This is a genomic window from Hylemonella sp. GW821-FHT12C09 (assembly GCF_058807395.1).
The window spans coordinates 45,110-61,758 of sequence record NZ_JBXAQQ010000002.1 but is presented as its reverse complement, the minus strand read 5'-3'; the positions used below and the strand labels follow the sequence as shown (position 1 = coordinate 61,758).

Below are 16,649 nucleotides of genomic sequence, written 5' to 3'. Positions count from 1 at the left end.
TTCAGGCGGCTGCGCCGCGCTCGTACCAGCCCTTGGACTGGTTCACGATGCGCACCACCAGCAGCATCACCGGCACCTCGATCAGCACGCCGACCACGGTGGCCAATGCAGCCCCGGAGTTGAAGCCGAACAGGCTGATCGCGGCAGCCACGGCCAACTCGAAGAAGTTGGAGGCCCCGATCAGCGCCGAGGGGCAGGCGATCTCGTGCTTTTCACCCACCGCGCGGTTGAGCCAGTAGGCCAGGCCCGCGTTGAAAAAGACCTGGATCAGGATGGGCACGGCGAGCAGGGCGATCACCAGGGGCTGCTTGAGGATGGCCTCGCCCTGGAAGGCGAAGAGCAGCACCAGCGTGGCCAGCAGGGCCGCGATGGACCAGGGGCCGATCCTGAGCATGGCTGAATCGAAGGCGGCCTGTCCCCGCGCCAGCAATTGCCTGCGCAGGAGTTGCGCGAGGATCACCGGGATCACGATGTAGAGCACCACCGAGGTCAGCAGCGTGTCCCAGGGCACCGTGATGGCCGACAGGCCCAGCAGCAGGGCCACCAGCGGTGCGAAGGCGAAGACCATGATGCTGTCGTTCACGGCCACCTGCGTCAGCGTGAACAGCGCGTTGCCACCGGTCAGGCGGCTCCAGACGAAGACCATGGCCGTGCAGGGCGCAGCGGCCAGCAGGATCAGGCCGGCGATGTAGCTGTCGATCTGCCCGGCCGGCAGCAGCGGCGCGAACAGATACCGGATGAAGAACCAGCCCAGCAAGGCCATGGAAAAGGGCTTGACCAGCCAGTTCACGAACAGCGTGACACCGATGCCCTTCACATGCAGTCTTACCTCGTGCAGCGCACCGAAGTCCACCTTGACCAGCATGGGGATGATCATCACCCAGATCAGCCCGCCCACGGGCAGGTTGACCCGGGCCAGTTCCATGCGGCCGATGGCCTGGAACAGTTCGGGCATCAGCTGGCCCAGCGCGATGCCAGCCACGATGCACAGGAAGACCCAGACCGTGAGGTAGCGCTCGAACACGCTCATGGGGGCGCCAGCGGCCTGTCTGGCCGTCACTTCACATTGCGCGCTCATCTCAAGCTCTCCCGGACAGATCTCGGGCCGTGGTCTGGATCAGCTGTTGCGCCAGTTTCTCCGGCGGCAGGTTGACCAGCAGGTCCAGGCGACGGCGGATCGCCATCAAGGTCTGGCGGAAGGCCTCCAGCCGTTGTTCTTCCGAGCCCTGCACCTCGGAAGGGTCGGCGTAACCCCAGTGGGCCGTGGCCGGGTGGCCGGGCCAGACGGGACACACCTCGCCCGCCGCGTTGTCGCAGACCGTGATGATGAGATCCATCTGCGGTGCGTTCGCACCAGCGAACTCGTCCCAGCTCTTGCTGCGCAGGCCGGAGGTGTCGATGCCAACGGCTTGCAGGGCCTTGAGGCCCAGCGGGTTGGGCTGCTGGTTCTCGCGCGGGCTGCTGCCGGCGGAGTACGCCTTGAAGCGGCCGCCGCCGATGTGGTTGAGTGTGGCCTCGGCCAGGATGCTGCGCGCGGAGTTGTGCGTGCAGAGAAAGAGGACGTTGAGGGTAGATGAGTTCATGCGGCGTCAGGAGAGAGGGAAACGGCGGGGCCGTCAGGTTGGAAGGAATCGGGCAGCACCACGACGGGCGAGAAGCCGCCGCCCTCGGTGCGGAAGTTCGTGGTCTGGCCGGACCAGGTGCGCGCAGCCAGCAGTTGAACCTGGCCCCGGTAGGCGTAGGCGCGCAGGTCCAGCTTGAGGCGCTGGGGCTGGCCGTCGACGCTGATCAGCCGCTCGCTGGGCGGCACCAGGGCCTGGGCCACGTAGTCGCCCGCGACGATCTCGCGCCACACCCGCTGTGTGAGCTTGTCGCCGCGGTAGGCGGCGCGCGCGCCGAAGCCGGTGGCAGGCTTGAAAAACAGGCTGCGCCGGCGCGCCCACAGCGCTTCGGCGCCTTCGGCCGTGACGGCCTCGGTGGCCGGTACCACGCGTGCGAGCCGGGCGCGGTCGGCCGCGGTTGCGCCCAGCGCTTCGAGGCGGGCCGAGTCGGACAGGTCGATCAGGCGGCGCTTGTCGGCAGCCAGGGCATAGGCGCGCGGATGCGGGGTGAGCACAACCGCGCCTGCGGCCCAGGCCGCGCGCAGGGCGGCGTGTTCGGGCTGGGCCAGCGCAAAGTCCGTGAGGCGGTTGTAGACCAGATCCACCGGCTGGTCTGCGGGCAGGGCCGGGTGCCACAGCGCACCGTCGCGCCACTGCAGTTCACGGGGATCGGCCACCACGGCCAGCAGGCCCTGTGCGGCAAAGAGGTTGCGCGCCAGGGTGAATTCGGGCGCCAGGTACTGGGCCAGCGGCTCGTCGTCGACGATCAGCACATTGCGCCAGGGGCGCTCACCGCGCTGGGCCTGCCATTCGCTGCGGAACATGTCCACGATCACGGCCTCGGTCCGGTCCAGTGCGCCGTTCGGGCCCATGAAAGCCGGCATGGCGCCGCAGCAGGCGCGGTGCGCACGCGCGAGCGCCGCGTTGAGGAAGGCGCCCCCCGCATTCGTGTTGATCTCGATCAGCCGGGGTCCCTCGGCGCTGAGATGGAAGTCGTAGCCCATGAACACGCCCTGTGGCCCGTGGTCTTCGCGCGTCTGGGCATCGGCGCCCGCGAGGGCGTGGTCCTGCCAGGCGGGCAGGGCGCAGACGCGATCGAGCGCGGCGACGGCCTGCTCGATCTCGTCGCGTGTCTTCGGATCCAGAAAGACAACGGTCGCTGCGAACAGGTGGGGATGGCTCAGCGCGAGCTGATCGACCAGGCCGCCCAGGGCCGGGGTGGTCTCCAGCTCTGTGCGCAGCTGCTGCGCGTCCAGCGTGCGGCAGGCGCACGCGAGGTTCAGGGTGTCTGCGAGCTTCATGCGGCAGGTGCGCAGGCCTTGCGGCCCGTCGGCGTGATTTCACAACTGGCGCCCTGGCAACAGTGCCGGGTCAGGTATGCCAGCAGGGCATCCATCTGCGCGAAGTTGGCGCGGTACACGAGGTGCCGGCCATCGGGTTCGCTGCTCGCGAGCCCGGCATGCACCAGCTCCTTGAGGTGAAAGGACAGGGCGCTGGGGCTGATGTCCAGCTGCACCGCCAGCAAGCCGGGCGTGAGCCCGGCCGGACCCGCCACCACCAGCGCGCGGAAGGCGCGCAGGCGCTGGGCCTGGGCCAGTGCCGCCAGGGAGCGCAGGGCCTCGGTTTCGGTGGTCTTGGGTTTTTTCATATTTCAATGATACTTGAAGTATTGAATCGATGGCAAGTGCCGCCGCTCCCCGGGTTCGGGGCGGGCTGATGTCATGGAGATGTCATGCGGCCGCCACAAAGCCGTCATCAAGCCTGCGCACACTGCAAGGCATGCAGAACCACGGCACCCCCAACCCACGCGAACCCGGCGAGGCCCAGCCCGGCCCGGCCATGGGCCGGGAGCTTGGCCGCCTGCGCGATGCGGGCTGGTGGCCAGCCTTCCAGGGCGACGAAGGGCTGCCGCAGACCGTGCGTACCCAGGTGCTGCATCGCTGGGCGCTGAGCCCCGGGCAGCGCACCGCCGGCCTGCTGTTCCAGCCGCTGGACGGCAACCCCCGTCATGGGGTGCTGGCGCTGTTCGTGGACCCCGGTGAATTGCACGGCGCCATCGAAGTCCTGGAGCGCCAGGGGCGCTGGCTGGTGATGCCCGATGGCTTGCGCGCGCGCACCCTGGCTGTGGCCGCACTGGCCCGTGCCGGAGGGCGGACCGCCCTGCGGTCCGGCATCGTGGGCACGCCGGACCGGCGCTTCATCTTCTTCAACACCTTGCACGACGGCGAAACGACCACCCTGGTCGAGCGGCGCCACGATGGAGGCGCCGTCGTCACCTGAACGTTTGCGAGCCCCGCTGAGCCGGGGCTTTTTTACACGCCAGATCGATCCATTCACATCAAAACAGGAGAGAAAAAATGAAAGAACTGCCGAACCCCACCTTCCCGCTGTCACCCGTTGCCATGCCTCGGGGGTCACTTCACCGCCCTGATCAATCTGTCCCTGCGCAAGGGCGCGGCGGCTTTGAAGTTTCGTGGGCGCGCCACCTCGATGAAGTCCGTGCGGCGCAGCGCCTGAGGCACGACATCTTCGTCGGCGAGATGGGCGCGCGGCTGAACACCACCGTGCCCGGCCACGACGTGGACCTGTTCGACGACTACTGCGAGCACCTGATCGTGCGTGACCAGGAAAGCCAGCAGGTCATCGGCACCTACCGCGTGCTCACGCCCGAGCAGGCCCAGCGCATCGGCAGCACCTACAGCGAGCTGGAGTTCGACCTGACGCGCCTGCGCGCCCTGCGCGAGCGCATGGTGGAACTGGGCCGCAGCTGCGTGCACCCGGATTTCCGCCACGGCGGCATCATCATGGCCCTGTGGGGCGCGCTGGCCGAGTTCATGGTGCGCAACAAGCTCGACACCATGATCGGCTGCGCCAGCATCCCCATGCTGCACAACGGCGTGATCAGCGGCGACGTGGCCGCCAGCATCTGGCGTCAGGTGCGGGAAACCCACATGGCGCCGATCGAACACCAGGTCTGGCCGCGCCTGGCGCTGCCGGTCGATGAGCTCGACAGCAGCCTGGACGTCGAGCCGCCGGCCCTGATCAAGGGCTACCTGCGCCTGGGTGCCAAGGTGCTGGGCGCCCCGGCCTGGGACCCGGACTTCAACAGTGCCGACTTGCCCATGCTGATGCGCATAACCGACCTGCCGGCGCGCTACCGCAAGCACTTCTTCGGCGCCTGATGAAGAGCGCGCTCGAACAACGCAGCAGCTGGCTGGGGGCGACCATGTTGCGCCAGGGCCCCGATGAGGACCACGACGATGACAAGGGCGGCGGCAGGCGCTACCGCGCCGTCTTCATCTCCGACCTGCACCTGGGCACGCCCGGCTGCCAGGCCGAACAGCTGCTGTCCTTCCTGAAGGCCAGTTCCTGCGACCACCTCTACCTGGTCGGTGACATCATCGACGGCTGGCAGCTGCGCCGGCGCTGGTACTGGCCGCAGGCCCACAACGACGTGGTGCAGAAGCTGCTGCGCCGCGCGCGCAAGGGCTGCCGCGTGGTCTTCGTGCCGGGCAACCACGACGAGTTCGCACGCGGCTTCATCGGCCACCAGTTCGGCGGCATCGAGGTGGTGGACGATGCCGTGCACCTCACGGCCGACGGCAGGCGCCTGTGGGTCACCCACGGCGACTATTTCGACGGCGTGATCCAGTGCGCCAAGTGGCTGGCTTACGTGGGCGACAACCTCTATGAGTTCACCCTCAAGCTCAACCGCTACCTCAACCACCTGCGCGCCAGATTCGGACTGCCTTACTGGTCGCTCTCGGCGTATCTGAAGCACAAGGTCAAGAAGGCGGTCAACTTCATCAGCGATTTCGAGCAGGCCGTGGCCCATGAAGCACGCAAGCGCGGCCACCAGGGGGTGGTCTGCGGCCACATCCACCACGCCGAGATCCGCGAGATCGAGGGCGTGCTTTACTGCAACGACGGCGACTGGGTCGAAAGCCTGACCGCGCTGGTCGAGCACCACGACGGCCGGCTCGAACTGGTGCACTGGGCCGATGCGGCACCCGGGCAGGCCCTGCAGGCCGCCGTGCGCGCTGCCGCCGCATGAAGATCGCGCTCATCACCGACGCCTGGGCACCCCAGGTCAATGGCGTGGTCACCACGCTGGTGGAACTCGTGCGCGAGGTGCAGGCGGCGGGCCACGAGGTCGAGGTCATCCATCCCGGCCAGTTCCGCACGCGTCCCTGCCCGGGTTATGCCGGCATCGATCTGGCCGTGCGTCCGCGCAAGGCCCTGGCGCTGCGGCTGGATGCGCTGGCCCCCCAGGCCATCCACATCGCCACCGAAGGTCCGCTGGGCTGGGCGGCGCGGGCCTATTGCCTCAAGCATGGCCTGGCCTTCACCACGGCCTACCACACCCGTTTCCCGGAGATCCTGCAGGCCGCGCTGCACATCCCCCTGTCCTGGGGGTATGCGCTGTTTCGCCACTTCCACCGGCCGTCCTCGGGTGTGCTGGTGCCCACGCAGGGCGTGCTGGACCTGTTGCAGCGGCGCGGTTTCAGCAACCTCAGGCCCTGGACCCATGGCGTGGACCTGAGGCTGTTCCCCTACCAGGACGAGGTGCGCCTGCATCCGCAGCTGAAGGGTCTGCCTCGTCCCATATCGCTGTTCGTCGGCCGGGTCTCCTACGAAAAGAACATCGAGGCCTTCCTGAAACTCGCCGTGCCCGGCAGCAAGATCGTCTGCGGCGTGGGGCCGCTGGAGACCACGCTGAAGGAGCGCTACCCGGGTGTGCACTGGCTGGGCATCCTGCCCCGCGCCGAACTGGCGCAGGTCTATGCGGCAGCGGATGTGTTTGTCATGCCCAGCCGCTCCGAGACCTTCGGCCTGGTGATGCTGGAGGCCATGGCCTGCGGCACCCCGGTGGCGGCCTACCCGGTGGACGGCCCGCTGGAGGTGCTGGGCCAGCACCAGGGCCGCGCCCAGGGCGGCGTGCTGGCCGAAGACCTGGCGCAGGCCTGGTACCGCGCCCAGGCCGTGCCGCGCCATGCCGCCCGCCGGCGTGCCGAAATGTTCAGCTGGGAGCAGGCGGCACAGCAATTCCTGGGCCGGCTGGTGCCGGTCCGGCAGACCACGCTCCTGGACGGGTCGCAGCAAGATGCTGTCACACCTCTGTCATCTATGCTGTAAACAATCTGTCATGACTCTGCAATCTTCCAGCCTGGAGCTGACCGTGCCTGCCGAAAGCGCCCAACGCATCACCATGCCCGCCCTGCTGGACCGCGACCAGAGCATCCTGGCCTTCAATGAGCGTGTGTTCGACTGGGCCTGCCGGCCCGAGGTGCCGCTGCTGGAGCGCCTGCGCTACCTGTGCATCGTGTCCTCCAATCTCGATGAATTTTTCGAGGTGCGCGCCGAACCCCACCTGAGCGCCAAGCAGGGCCAGGATCAGCTGGGCACCTACACCGCGGGGTCTTTTGACGCCATGTCGGTGGCCATCCACAACCTGGTGGAGCGCCAGTACGCCCTGTACAACGACGAGCTGATGCCGGCCTTCGAGAAGGAGGGCATCAAGATCATCTCGCACGGCGATCGCAACACCGCGCAGCGGCGCTGGGTCAAGCAGTACTTCGAGCAGGAGGTGCGGCCCCTGCTGATCCCGGTGGGGCTCGATCCCTCGCACCCCTTTCCGCAGGTGGCCAACAAGTCGCTCAACTTCATCGTGCGCCTGGGCGGGCACGACGCTTTCGGCCGCGAGAACGACGTTTCCATCGTCAAGGTGCCGCGCGCCCTGCCGCGCCTGATCCGACTGCCCGAGGCCCTGTGCGGCAAGCGCCGGCTGTTCGTTTCGCTGTCGAGCGTGATCCGCGCGCACCTGGCCGAACTCTTCCCCGGGCGCGAGATGAGCCAGTTCTCCCAGTTCCGCGTCACGCGCCACTCGGATCTCGCGGTGGACGAGGACGATGTCAAGAACCTGCGCACTGCGCTGCGCCAGGGTTTGCAGCACCGCCACTACGGCCAGGCCGTGCGGCTGGAGGTGTCGGCCGGCTGCTCCGACTACCTGGCTGGTTTCCTGCTGCGCGAGTTCGAGCTGCCCGAAGGCGCGCTCTACCGCGTGCACGGGCCGGTGAACCTGGTGCGCCTGGGCCAGCTCGTGGATCTGGTGGACGAGCCGCGCCTGCGCTTCCCGTCCTACAAACCGTCCTACCCGGTCCAGCTGGTGCCGGGGCAGTCCATCTTCGATCAGCTCAAGCGCGGCGACAAGCTGATCCACCAGCCCTACGAGAGCTTCGACGGTGTGCTGGATTTCCTGCGCGAGGCCATCAACGACCCGCAGGTGCTGGCCATCAAGCAGACCATCTACCGCACCGGGGCCAACTCCGTCCTGATGGACCTGCTGCGCGAAGCCGTGCGCCGCGGCAAGGAAGTGACCGTGGTGCTGGAGCTCAAGGCGCGCTTCGACGAAGAGGTCAACATCAACTGGGCCGAGCAGCTCGAATCCATCGGTGTGCAAGTGCTCTACGGCGTGGTCGGTCTCAAGACCCACGCCAAGATGATGCTGGTGACACGGCGCGAAGGCCGGCACTTCAAGCGTTACGCCCACCTGTCCACCGGCAACTACAACCCGATGACCGCGCGCTTCTACACCGACCTCAGCCATCTCACGGCCGATGCGGGGCTGACCGCCGACATCGAACACGTCTTCGTGCACCTGGCCGGCCAGAGCCGCCTGCCGCGTCTCAAGCACCTGTGGGTGGCCCCCTTCCAGCTACATCGCAAGCTGCTGGACAAGATTGAAAGCCTGGGTGCTGCGGCCGCAGCCGGCCGGCCGGCGCGCCTTGTGGCCAAGATGAACGCCCTGACCGACGAGGCCCTGATCCGTGCCCTGATTGCCGCCGGCCAGAATGGCGTGAAGATCGACCTGATCGTGCGTGGGGCCTGCATGCTGCCCGCGCAGCTGCCGGGGCAGACGGGCAATATCCGCGTGCGCTCCCTGATCGGGCGTTTCCTCGAACATGCGCGGGTCTTCTATTTCCGCGAGGGCGAAGACGAGGAGCTCTACCTCTCAAGCGCCGACTGGATGAACCGCAACATGCTGCGCCGGGTCGAACTCGCATGGCCGGTGCTGGACCCGAAGCTGCGCCAGCGCATCGTCGACGAATGCCTGGTCGCGGCCATGGGCGACACCCAGGGCAGCTGGGAGCTGCAGCCGGATGGTCGCTACACCAAGGTGGTTCCCGCGGCCGGCCGCCCGGTCATCAGCGCCCAGGACGCACTCATGGCGCGTTACGCGCTGCGCGAGCCGCGTGGAGCCTGAAATGGATTTGCTGCTGTGGCGTCACGCGGAAGCGCATGAGGCCCAGCCGGGTGGGGATGACCTTGCGCGCGCGTTGACGCCACGCGGTGAAAAACAGGCGGCCCGCATGGCGGGCTGGCTGGACCGCCAGTTGCCGGAAGGGGCACGCATCCTGGTCAGTCCGGCACGCCGCACCGAACAGACGGCGCTGGCCCTGGGCCGCAAGTTCAAGCTGCGCGAAGAACTCGGGCCTGGTGCCACGGTCGAACAACTGTTGCAGACCGTTCAATGGCCCGACGGACGCGGTGTCACCGTGGTGATCGGGCACCAGCCGGTGCTGGGGCAGACCATCGCGCGCCTGCTCGCCATCCATGGCAGCGAGTGCAGCGTGAAAAAAGGGGCCGTCTGGTGGCTGCGTCATCGCCTGCGCGACGGCATCTCGCAGACCACCCTGGTGTCGGTGCAGTCGCCCGACGTCTTGTAACGAGTGTCAGGCCTTCTTGGGCCGGCCGGTCTTGATGGATGGAACGGCCTTGAGCGCAGCCAGCAGGCTCTTGTCGCTCAAACCCGCCAGCGCCTTGATGCCCGCACGCAGCAGTTCGCTTTTCTTGGCCGGCTGCTCCAGCTTGGCGCAGCGCTGCTTGAGTTCGGCCAGCACACCGTACTCATCCTTGGGAATGGTGAAACTGTCACGCACCAGCTTGGGCTTCTTGAGCTTGGCGGGCTTGGCCGGAGGCGCGGGTTTCTTGCCGGCCTTGACGGCAGGCTCGCGGGTAGGCTTCTTCGGCGCCGCCGGGCGCGCGCGTTTGGCGGCAGGACGACTGGCGGTGGACTTGACGTTTTCTTCCATGAACAGGTACCGATGAGGTTGCAATAAAAACAGTTTATATAGTTTCAAGCAGCGCCGCAATCATGGCCGGGTGATGTGTCTTGCATCTGTCATGAAACAGAAACCTTTAAGTCACCATCCTGTCACGACTGTGCGGCACAGTGCCTGTATGAATGCCCTCGGGACTGCGGTCCCTGGAATGGAATGCCGGAAACCCTGCTCGCTGATCCGGAGGATGCACACGCTGCGCACCGCCACCTCATGATTGATCATGTCCGCCTCTTTGCCCATCAATTCCTGTCCACCTTGAGTGGACGGGGCGGACCGTTGGCCAGCCTGATGCGTGGTGACGCCCTCTACCCGGTGTTCCAGCCCATCGTCGATCTCAAGGGCGCGTCGGTGCACGCGCACGAGGCGCTGATCCGCGGGCCGCAGGGCAGCCTGCTGCAGTCGGCCGATGCGCTGTTGGGCGCGGCCCAGGCCGAAGGCCTGCTCTATGAGTTCGAGCTTTATTGCATCTACCTCGCGCTGCGGGACTGGGGGCGCCAGCGCCAGCCCGGCCGGCTGTTTCTCAACATCAGTGCCCATGCGCTGGAGCGGCTGGTGGCGGTGGACGGTACCCAGACGCTCGCAAGGGCCATGCGCGCGCTGGAGGTATCGCCGCGCATGGTGGTGCTGGAGATCACCGAGCACGAACGCGTGCACGACATGGACGGGCTGGTCGAGGTGGCCCGCGCGCTGCATGCCGTGGGCCTGTCGCTGGCACTCGACGACTTTGGCGACGGCCGCTCCAGCCTGCGCCTGTGGTCGCAGATCCGGCCCGACATCGTCAAGATCGACAAGTATTTCAGCCGCGACATCAGCTGCAGCGCCGACAAGCTCAAGACCCTGCAGGCCCTGCTGCAGATCGCCGACGTCTTCGGCACGGCGCTGGTGGCCGAGGGCATCGAGAACGAGGCCGACCTGCGTGTCATCCGCGATCTCGGCATCGCCTATGGCCAGGGCTATTTCCTGGGGCGTCCGGGGCCCGAGGTGCATCCCGAGATCCTGGCCGCGGCGGTGGAGGTGCTGCACGACACGCGGGTGGCGGTGATGCCCGAACAGCGCTACGTGGCCCGCATGGGGCAGCTGCGCCATCTGTCGCTCATCCATGCGCCGGCGATCGGTTGCCGTGCCAGCAACGACGAGGTGGCCGCCATCTTCCAGGCCTATCCGGAGCTGCACGCGGTGGCGGTGGTGGACGACGAACGTCCGCAGGCCATCATCAACCGCCAGCAGTTCATGGACCATTACGCCACCCTGTATTTCCGCGAGATCTTCGGCAAGAAGTCCTGCCTGCTGCATGCCAACCAGCAGCCGCGGCTGATCGAGCGCAGCCACGACATCGAGGAGCTGGTGGGCATCCTGACCTCGCAGGACCAGCGTTACCTGAGCGATGGCTTCATCGTCACCGAGAACGGTCGTTACGTGGGCCTGGGCACGGGCGAGCAGCTGGTGCGCTCGGTCACCGAGTTGCGCCTGGAGGCGGCCCGCCACGCCAACCCGCTGACCTCCTTGCCGGGCAACATTCCCATCAGCCTGCACATCAAGCGCCTGATCGAGAGCCAGGGCGAGTTCGTCGCCTGCTACATCGACATGAACAACTTCAAGCCCTTCAACGACCAGTATGGCTACTGGCGCGGCGACGAGATGATCCGCCTGCTGGCGCGGCTGGCCGTGGCACACAGCGATCCGCAGCGCGACTTCGTCGGGCATGTGGGCGGCGATGACTTCATGATCCTGTTCCAGAGCGACGACTGGGCGCAGCGCTGCGAGCGCATCGTCGACGAATTTGCCCGTCAGGCACGCGAGCTTTTCGACGAGGCGGCCCGCCTGTGCGGCGGCATCCACGCCGAGGACCGGCACGGTGTCATGCGCTTCTTTCCCTGCACCACGGTCTCCATCGGTGCGGTGCAGGTTGGCAAGCTGGCCTTTCGCGATGCGGAGGAGGTTGCCACCCAGGCCGCGCTGGCCAAGCGCGAGGCCAAGCTCGCGGGCAACGGCCTCTTCGTGATGCCGCGGCGCCTGCCGGTTCCTGCCTGAGCGGCGGGCCGGTCACCGATTGTTCACGGCGCGGACATGCCGCGGTCACATGACGCTTCCATGATCGTCCCAACAAACTAGCGGGGTGACCATGAAAGTATCAGTGATCGGTGCGGGTTATGTGGGCCTGGTGACGGCGAGCTGTCTGGCCGACATGGGCCACGAAGTGGTCTGCATGGACAGTGACCCGCGGCGGGTGGAGCTGCTGCGCTCGGGTGTGGTGCCGATCTACGAACCCGGGTTGGACGGCGTGATCCAGCGCAACACCCGCGACCAGCGGCTGTTTTTCTCCACGCGCCTGCCGGATGCGCTGGAAGCCTGCGAGGTGCTGTTCATCGCCGTCGGCACACCGCCGAAAGAAGATGGCTCGGCTGATCTGGTCCACGTGCTGGAAGTGGCACGTCAGGTCGGTCGCAGCCTGACGCGACCGCTGGTCGTCGTGAACAAATCCACCGTGCCCGTGGGTACGGCCGAGCAGGTCGGCGCGGTGCTGGCCGAGGCCTTGGCCGAGCGTGGCCTGTCGTCGCTGCCCCTGGCCGTGATCTCCAACCCCGAATTCCTCAAGGAGGGCGCGGCCATCGACGACTTCATGCACCCGGACCGCATCGTGATCGGCTTGCCCGCCGGTGCCCCCGGCGAGATGGCGCGCGCGGCCATGACACGGCTCTACGCTTCGCTCAACCGCCACCACGAACGCACGGTCTGGATGGATGTGCGCAGCGCCGAGCTGACCAAGTACGCCGCCAACGCCATGCTGGCCGCACGCATCTCCTTCATGAACGAGATGGCCAACCTGGCCGATCTGGTGGGCGCGGACGTGGACGCCATCCGCCGCGGCATCGGCAGCGACAGCCGCATCGGCCCGAGTTTCCTCTACGCCGGTACCGGCTATGGCGGCAGCTGCTTCCCCAAGGACACACGCGCGCTGATGCAGACGGCGCAGCAGCATGGCAGCCAGATGCAGCTGGTGGAGGCCACCGAGCGCGTCAACCAGGCCCAGCGCCAGATCCTGGCGCGCCGGGTCATGGCTCACTTCGGCAGTGATCTGCGCGGGCGCCGCTTCGCCCTCTGGGGCCTGGCCTTCAAGCCGCAGACCGATGACATGCGCGAGGCCCCCAGCCGTCACCTGATCCGCCAGCTCATTCTGCGCGGCGCCGAGGTGGTCGCCCACGACCCGGTGGCCATGGAGGCGGCGCAGGCTGTGCTGGCCGAGGACTTGGCCGACATTCCGGATGGCCTGTCGCGCCTCAAGCTGGTGGGTGACGCCATGTCCGCGCTGGACGGCGCCGATGCCCTGCTGGTGGTGACGGAGTGGAAGCTTTTCCACAACCCGGATTTCGGGCTGATCCGCCAGGCCCTGCGCCATCCGCTCATCATCGACGGCCGCAATCTCTACGACCCGCAGCAGTTGCAGGAGCAGGGCATGGCCTACCAGGGCATAGGCCGGCGCAATGCACTCGCCAGCCAGCCCGTGCCCGGCGTCCGCCTGGCTGCCGACCCGGCCGAGAGCGCCCCTTCCATGGCGAATGTCTAGGCACTTGCCGCGCGGCTTCGGGTGGCTCATGGCCACCCAGTTTCTTTCCGCGCTGGCCGACAACGCGCTGCTCATCGTCGCCATCGCCCACCTGCAGCACCTCGGCGCGCCGCTCTGGTGGGCGCCGCTGCTCAAGTTCGCCTTCACCCTGTCCTACGTCCTCCTGGCGCCCTTCATCGGCGCGCTGGCCGACGCCGTCTGCAAGCGCCGCCTCATGGTCTGGATGAACGCGCTCAAGCTGCTGGGTGCGCTGGCGCTGTTGTATGGCCTGCATCCCATGCTGGCGTTTGCCCTGGTGGGGCTGGGCGCCTCGGCCTATGCGCCGGCCAAGTACGGCCTGCTGACCGAAAGCGTGCCGCCCGCCGCGCTGGTGGCGGCCAATGGCTGGGTCGAGTCGACGGTGGTGCTCTCCGTGCTGCTGGGCACGGTGCTGGGCGGCGGCCTGATCTCGCCGCTGTGGCTGGGCTCAGACACCGTGGGCTGGGCCGGTGCCCTGTGGCCGGTGGCGGCCGGCGCCTCTTCGCCCGCACTCAACGTTTCCCTGCTGCTGGTCATCAGTCTTTACGCGCTGTCTTCGCTGTGCAATCTGGGCATCGTGCCCAGCGGCAAGTCTTACCCGGTGCGCGGCCGTGCGCCCCTGCGCATGCTGGCCGACTTCCGGCATGCCAATGCCACGCTCTGGCGTGACCGCAGCGGCGGCCTGTCGCTGGCGGTCACCACCACCTTCTGGGGCATCGGGGCCATGCTGCAGTTTGCTGTGCTGCACTGGGCCGTGCAGGTGCTGGGCCTGAGCCTGGACCGGGCCGCCTACCTGCAGGGCATCGTCGCCGTCGGGGTGGTGGCGGGCGCCGTTCTGGTGGCCAGCCGCCTGCGCCTGCGCCACGCCACCAGCGTGCTGCCCCTGGGTCTGCTGATGGGCGGGCTGATGGCGCTGACGGTCTGGGTGCCGGACTGGACCTGGGCCGTGCCCTCGCTGCTGATGGTGGGGGCACTGGGCGGCATGCTGGTGGTGCCCATGAACGCCTTGTTGCAGCACCGGGGCCACCGCCTGCTGACGGCGGGGCAGTCGATTGCCGTGCAGGGTTTCAACGAAAACCTCAGCGTCCTCGTCATGCTGGGGCTCTACGCGGGGCTGATTGCGTTGCAGGTGCCGGTGCAGATCATCATGGGACTGGCCGGCCTGGGGTTGGCCGCCTTCATCGGGCGCAGCCTGTGGCAACGCCGCGGGGTGCCGGGGCGGCCCTCCTTCCTAGGCCATCTGCTGCGGCGCGATTGAGGGCAGGCGCTCGTCGCCGGCCATGCTGGTGGCGATGGCCAGTTTCATGACACTCTCGATCTGCGCCACGATGCCGGCCCAGTCGTTCTGCCGGGCAGCATCGCGCGCCGCCGCGCGCAGGCGCAGGCGCAGACCGGCGTCCTGCGCCAGTTCGGCCAGCTGGCGCACAAAGGCTTCGTCGTCGTCCATCGGCGCGAGCAGGCCGTTGCGTCCGGCCTGGATGTTTTCCGAGGCGGCAGCGTAGTCGTAGGCCAGCACGGCCAGGCCGCTGGCCATGGCTTCGAGCACCACGTTACCGAAGGTCTCGGTCTGGCTGGGGAAGCCGAAGACGTCGGCGCTGGCGTAGTGCCGCGCCAGTTCCAGCCGGTCGAGCTGGCCCGTGAGGATGGCCTCGGGCGCCAGCGCCTGCAGCTCGGAGCGCATCGGGCCGTCGCCCACCAGCACCAGTTTCAGGTCCGGTTGCACCAGCCGGGCCTGCGCGTAGGCGCGCACCAGCAGCGGCAGGTTCTTCTCGCGCGCCAGGCGGCCCACGCAGAGCAGCACGGGCGTTTCGGGGCCGGCGCCCCAGCTGGCGCGCAGCGCCTCGCTGCGATGCGCCGGATCGAAGATGTTGCTGTCCACACCGCGCGCCACCACCTGCAGGCGCTCGAAGCCGGCAGCGCTCAGGCGATCGGCCAGGCCGCGCGTGGGCACCATGGTGCTCAGCGTCTGGTTATGGAAACGGCGCAGGTAGGCCATGATGGGCTTGCTGAGCCAGCCCATGCCGTAGTGGCTGCTGTAGGCGTGGAAGTTGGTGCGGAAATCCGAGGTGACGGGGATGCGCAGCTTGCGCGCCACGCGCAGCGCCGACCAGCCCAGCGGGCCTTCGGTGGCAATGTGCACCAGGTCCGGCCGCTGCAGCGTCCACAGCGGTTCGAGCTGGCGGCGCGAGGGCAGGCCCAGTTGCAGGTGCGGGTAACGCGGGATGGCCATGCCGCGCATGAGCACATCGCCCGCAGCAGGCGCCTGGTTGTGTGCCGGCCCGTCACCGCCCTGGCGCGGACGCACCAGCTGCACGTGGTGTCCGCGCTCGCGCAGGCCCAGCACCACACGCTGCAGCGTGAGCGCCACGCCGTTGACTTCGGGCGGGTAGGTTTCGGTGACGACGGCGATGCGCAGATGGGTGTGCGCCGCGGGCAGGTCTTCGACCAGCAGGTCGGTGGTGTCGGGTTTCATGCGCCCATCTTGCGGGGCGTTTATCTCAGTTCGATGACAGCGTGGTGCCCCCGCATCGGCCGCCCGTGAAATTTTGATGACGCATGGCGCGCTGTCATCGTTCTTTCATGCGCAGGCCCGACCATGCCCCCAGGCGCAGCCCAGCTGCCCTTCTGTTATCACGACAACCCTAGGAGCCTCCGTGAGCCAATTCCTGCAAGCCCTCAAGGTCCAGCGCTGGGACGACCACCGCTATTACCACCACAGCCGCATCAACCAGTCCCTGCACCTGCTCAGCGCCATCTCCTTCCTGGTGGCCTATGTCTTCCTCTTCATCCAGCCGCCCGTGGCCGCGCTGATCGCCTGGCTGGTCTCCATGGTGTCGCGCCAGTCCGGCCACTTCTTCTTCGAGCCCAAGGGCTACGACGAGGTGAACCAGGCCACGCACGCGTACAAGGAGGAGATCAAGGTGGGCTACAACCTGCAGCGCAAGGTGGTGCTCATGGCTGTCTGGGCCGGCCTGCCCGTGGTGCTCTGGCTGCAGCCGGACGGCTTCGGCCTGCTGGAGGCGCACAGCCAGCCCAGCGGCTACGTGCTCAACGTGGGTTGGCTCTGGCTCTGGCTGGGCGTGGGCGGCCTGGTCTTCCGCGTGCTGCAGCTGGCGGTGACGCAGAGCCTTTACACCGGCATCGTCTGGGCCACCAAGATCATCACCGATCCCTTCCACGACATCCTGCTCTACTGGAAGTCGCCGCTGTACCTGTTGCAGGGCGAGCTGATCGCCAAGCCCGAGCACCTGATCGAGGAACGTGCCGAGCACGAGGCCGAGCTGGCCCGCCAGCAGGGCTGAAACCACGCAGGGCCCCGGGATGACCCGGAGCCCTGTTCCT

16 protein-coding genes are annotated in these 16,649 nt (G+C 67.6%); 10 read left to right on the top strand and 6 right to left on the bottom strand.

The annotated features are described in order from the left end of the window. Position 1: 1 nt before the first annotated feature. The 4 genes from arsB to AC1RRP_RS04180 are packed head-to-tail and all read right to left on the bottom strand — an operon-like array spanning position 2 to position 3,249. A complete protein-coding gene (arsB, locus tag AC1RRP_RS04195; protein WP_493033563.1) occupies positions 2-1,078 on the bottom strand; it encodes an ACR3 family arsenite efflux transporter in 1,077 nt (358 codons plus the stop codon). A gap of 1 nt (position 1,079) precedes the next feature. Beyond that, positions 1,080-1,583 carry an arsenate reductase ArsC gene (locus tag AC1RRP_RS04190; RefSeq protein WP_493033562.1) on the bottom strand — a complete coding sequence of 168 codons (504 nt, stop codon included), beginning with the start codon at positions 1,581-1,583 and terminating at the stop codon, positions 1,080-1,082. Beyond that, positions 1,580-2,902: a hypothetical protein gene (locus AC1RRP_RS04185; protein ID WP_493033561.1), complete on the bottom strand. Its 1,323-nt coding sequence runs from the start codon at positions 2,900-2,902 to the stop codon at positions 1,580-1,582. The genes AC1RRP_RS04190 and AC1RRP_RS04185 overlap by 4 nt, the downstream gene beginning before the upstream one ends. After that, the gene (locus tag AC1RRP_RS04180) at positions 2,899-3,249 is read right to left on the bottom strand and encodes an ArsR/SmtB family transcription factor (protein WP_493033560.1); all 351 of its coding nucleotides are present in this window, start codon (positions 3,247-3,249) and stop codon (positions 2,899-2,901) included. The genes AC1RRP_RS04185 and AC1RRP_RS04180 overlap by 4 nt, the downstream gene beginning before the upstream one ends. 131 nt (positions 3,250-3,380) lie before the next feature. On the opposite strand from AC1RRP_RS04180, the gene AC1RRP_RS04175 reads away from it, so the two are divergent. The 6 genes from AC1RRP_RS04175 (at position 3,381) to AC1RRP_RS04150 (ending at position 9,328) form a co-directional block, all read left to right on the top strand. Next, positions 3,381-3,881 (top strand): hypothetical protein, encoded by a 501-nt coding sequence (locus tag AC1RRP_RS04175; protein ID WP_493033559.1) that lies wholly within the window; start codon positions 3,381-3,383, stop codon positions 3,879-3,881. Positions 3,882-3,958: 77 nt separating this feature from the next. Beyond that, complete coding sequence (locus tag AC1RRP_RS04170) at positions 3,959-4,783, top strand: GNAT family N-acetyltransferase (protein WP_493033557.1); 825 nt, start codon at positions 3,959-3,961, stop codon at positions 4,781-4,783. A 44-nt stretch (positions 4,784-4,827) separates the two neighbouring features. Beyond that, the gene (locus tag AC1RRP_RS04165; protein ID WP_493034167.1) at positions 4,828-5,655 is read left to right on the top strand and encodes a UDP-2,3-diacylglucosamine diphosphatase; all 828 of its coding nucleotides are present in this window, start codon (positions 4,828-4,830) and stop codon (positions 5,653-5,655) included. Further along, on the top strand, positions 5,652-6,737 hold the full coding sequence (locus AC1RRP_RS04160) for a glycosyltransferase family 4 protein (RefSeq protein WP_493033555.1): 1,086 nt from the start codon (positions 5,652-5,654) through the stop codon (positions 6,735-6,737). The genes AC1RRP_RS04165 and AC1RRP_RS04160 overlap by 4 nt, the downstream gene beginning before the upstream one ends. Before the next feature lie 73 nt (positions 6,738-6,810). Further along, the gene (gene ppk1 / locus AC1RRP_RS04155; RefSeq protein ID WP_493034165.1) at positions 6,811-8,865 is read left to right on the top strand and encodes a polyphosphate kinase 1; all 2,055 of its coding nucleotides are present in this window, start codon (positions 6,811-6,813) and stop codon (positions 8,863-8,865) included. Between the two features lies 1 nt (position 8,866). Further along, positions 8,867-9,328: a SixA phosphatase family protein gene (locus AC1RRP_RS04150; RefSeq protein ID WP_493033553.1), complete on the top strand. Its 462-nt coding sequence runs from the start codon at positions 8,867-8,869 to the stop codon at positions 9,326-9,328. A gap of 6 nt (positions 9,329-9,334) precedes the next feature. On the opposite strand, the gene AC1RRP_RS04145 is transcribed toward AC1RRP_RS04150, so the two are convergent. Beyond that, complete coding sequence (locus AC1RRP_RS04145; protein ID WP_493033551.1) at positions 9,335-9,694, bottom strand: hypothetical protein; 360 nt, start codon at positions 9,692-9,694, stop codon at positions 9,335-9,337. 240 nt (positions 9,695-9,934) lie between these two features. On the opposite strand from AC1RRP_RS04145, the gene AC1RRP_RS04140 reads away from it, so the two are divergent. The 3 genes from AC1RRP_RS04140 to lplT all read left to right on the top strand — a co-directional run bounded on the left by AC1RRP_RS04140 (position 9,935) and on the right by lplT (position 14,565). Next, a complete protein-coding gene (locus tag AC1RRP_RS04140) occupies positions 9,935-11,755 on the top strand; it encodes a GGDEF domain-containing protein (RefSeq protein ID WP_493033549.1) in 1,821 nt (606 codons plus the stop codon). A 91-nt stretch (positions 11,756-11,846) separates the two neighbouring features. Continuing rightward, positions 11,847-13,289 carry a UDP-glucose dehydrogenase family protein gene (locus tag AC1RRP_RS04135; RefSeq protein WP_493033547.1) on the top strand — a complete coding sequence of 481 codons (1,443 nt, stop codon included), beginning with the start codon at positions 11,847-11,849 and terminating at the stop codon, positions 13,287-13,289. Next, positions 13,282-14,565 carry a lysophospholipid transporter LplT gene (lplT, locus tag AC1RRP_RS04130; protein ID WP_493033545.1) on the top strand — a complete coding sequence of 428 codons (1,284 nt, stop codon included), beginning with the start codon at positions 13,282-13,284 and terminating at the stop codon, positions 14,563-14,565. The genes AC1RRP_RS04135 and lplT overlap by 8 nt, the downstream gene beginning before the upstream one ends. On the opposite strand, the gene AC1RRP_RS04125 is transcribed toward lplT, so the two are convergent. Continuing rightward, positions 14,539-15,780, bottom strand: coding sequence for a glycosyltransferase family 4 protein (locus AC1RRP_RS04125; RefSeq protein WP_493033543.1), 1,242 nt, complete (start codon positions 15,778-15,780; stop codon positions 14,539-14,541). The two genes, lplT and AC1RRP_RS04125, sit on opposite strands and share 27 nt — an antisense overlap. A 181-nt stretch (positions 15,781-15,961) precedes the next feature. On the opposite strand from AC1RRP_RS04125, the gene AC1RRP_RS04120 reads away from it, so the two are divergent. Then, positions 15,962-16,609 (top strand): hypothetical protein, encoded by a 648-nt coding sequence (locus AC1RRP_RS04120; protein ID WP_493033541.1) that lies wholly within the window; start codon positions 15,962-15,964, stop codon positions 16,607-16,609. Positions 16,610-16,649 lie beyond the last annotated feature (40 nt).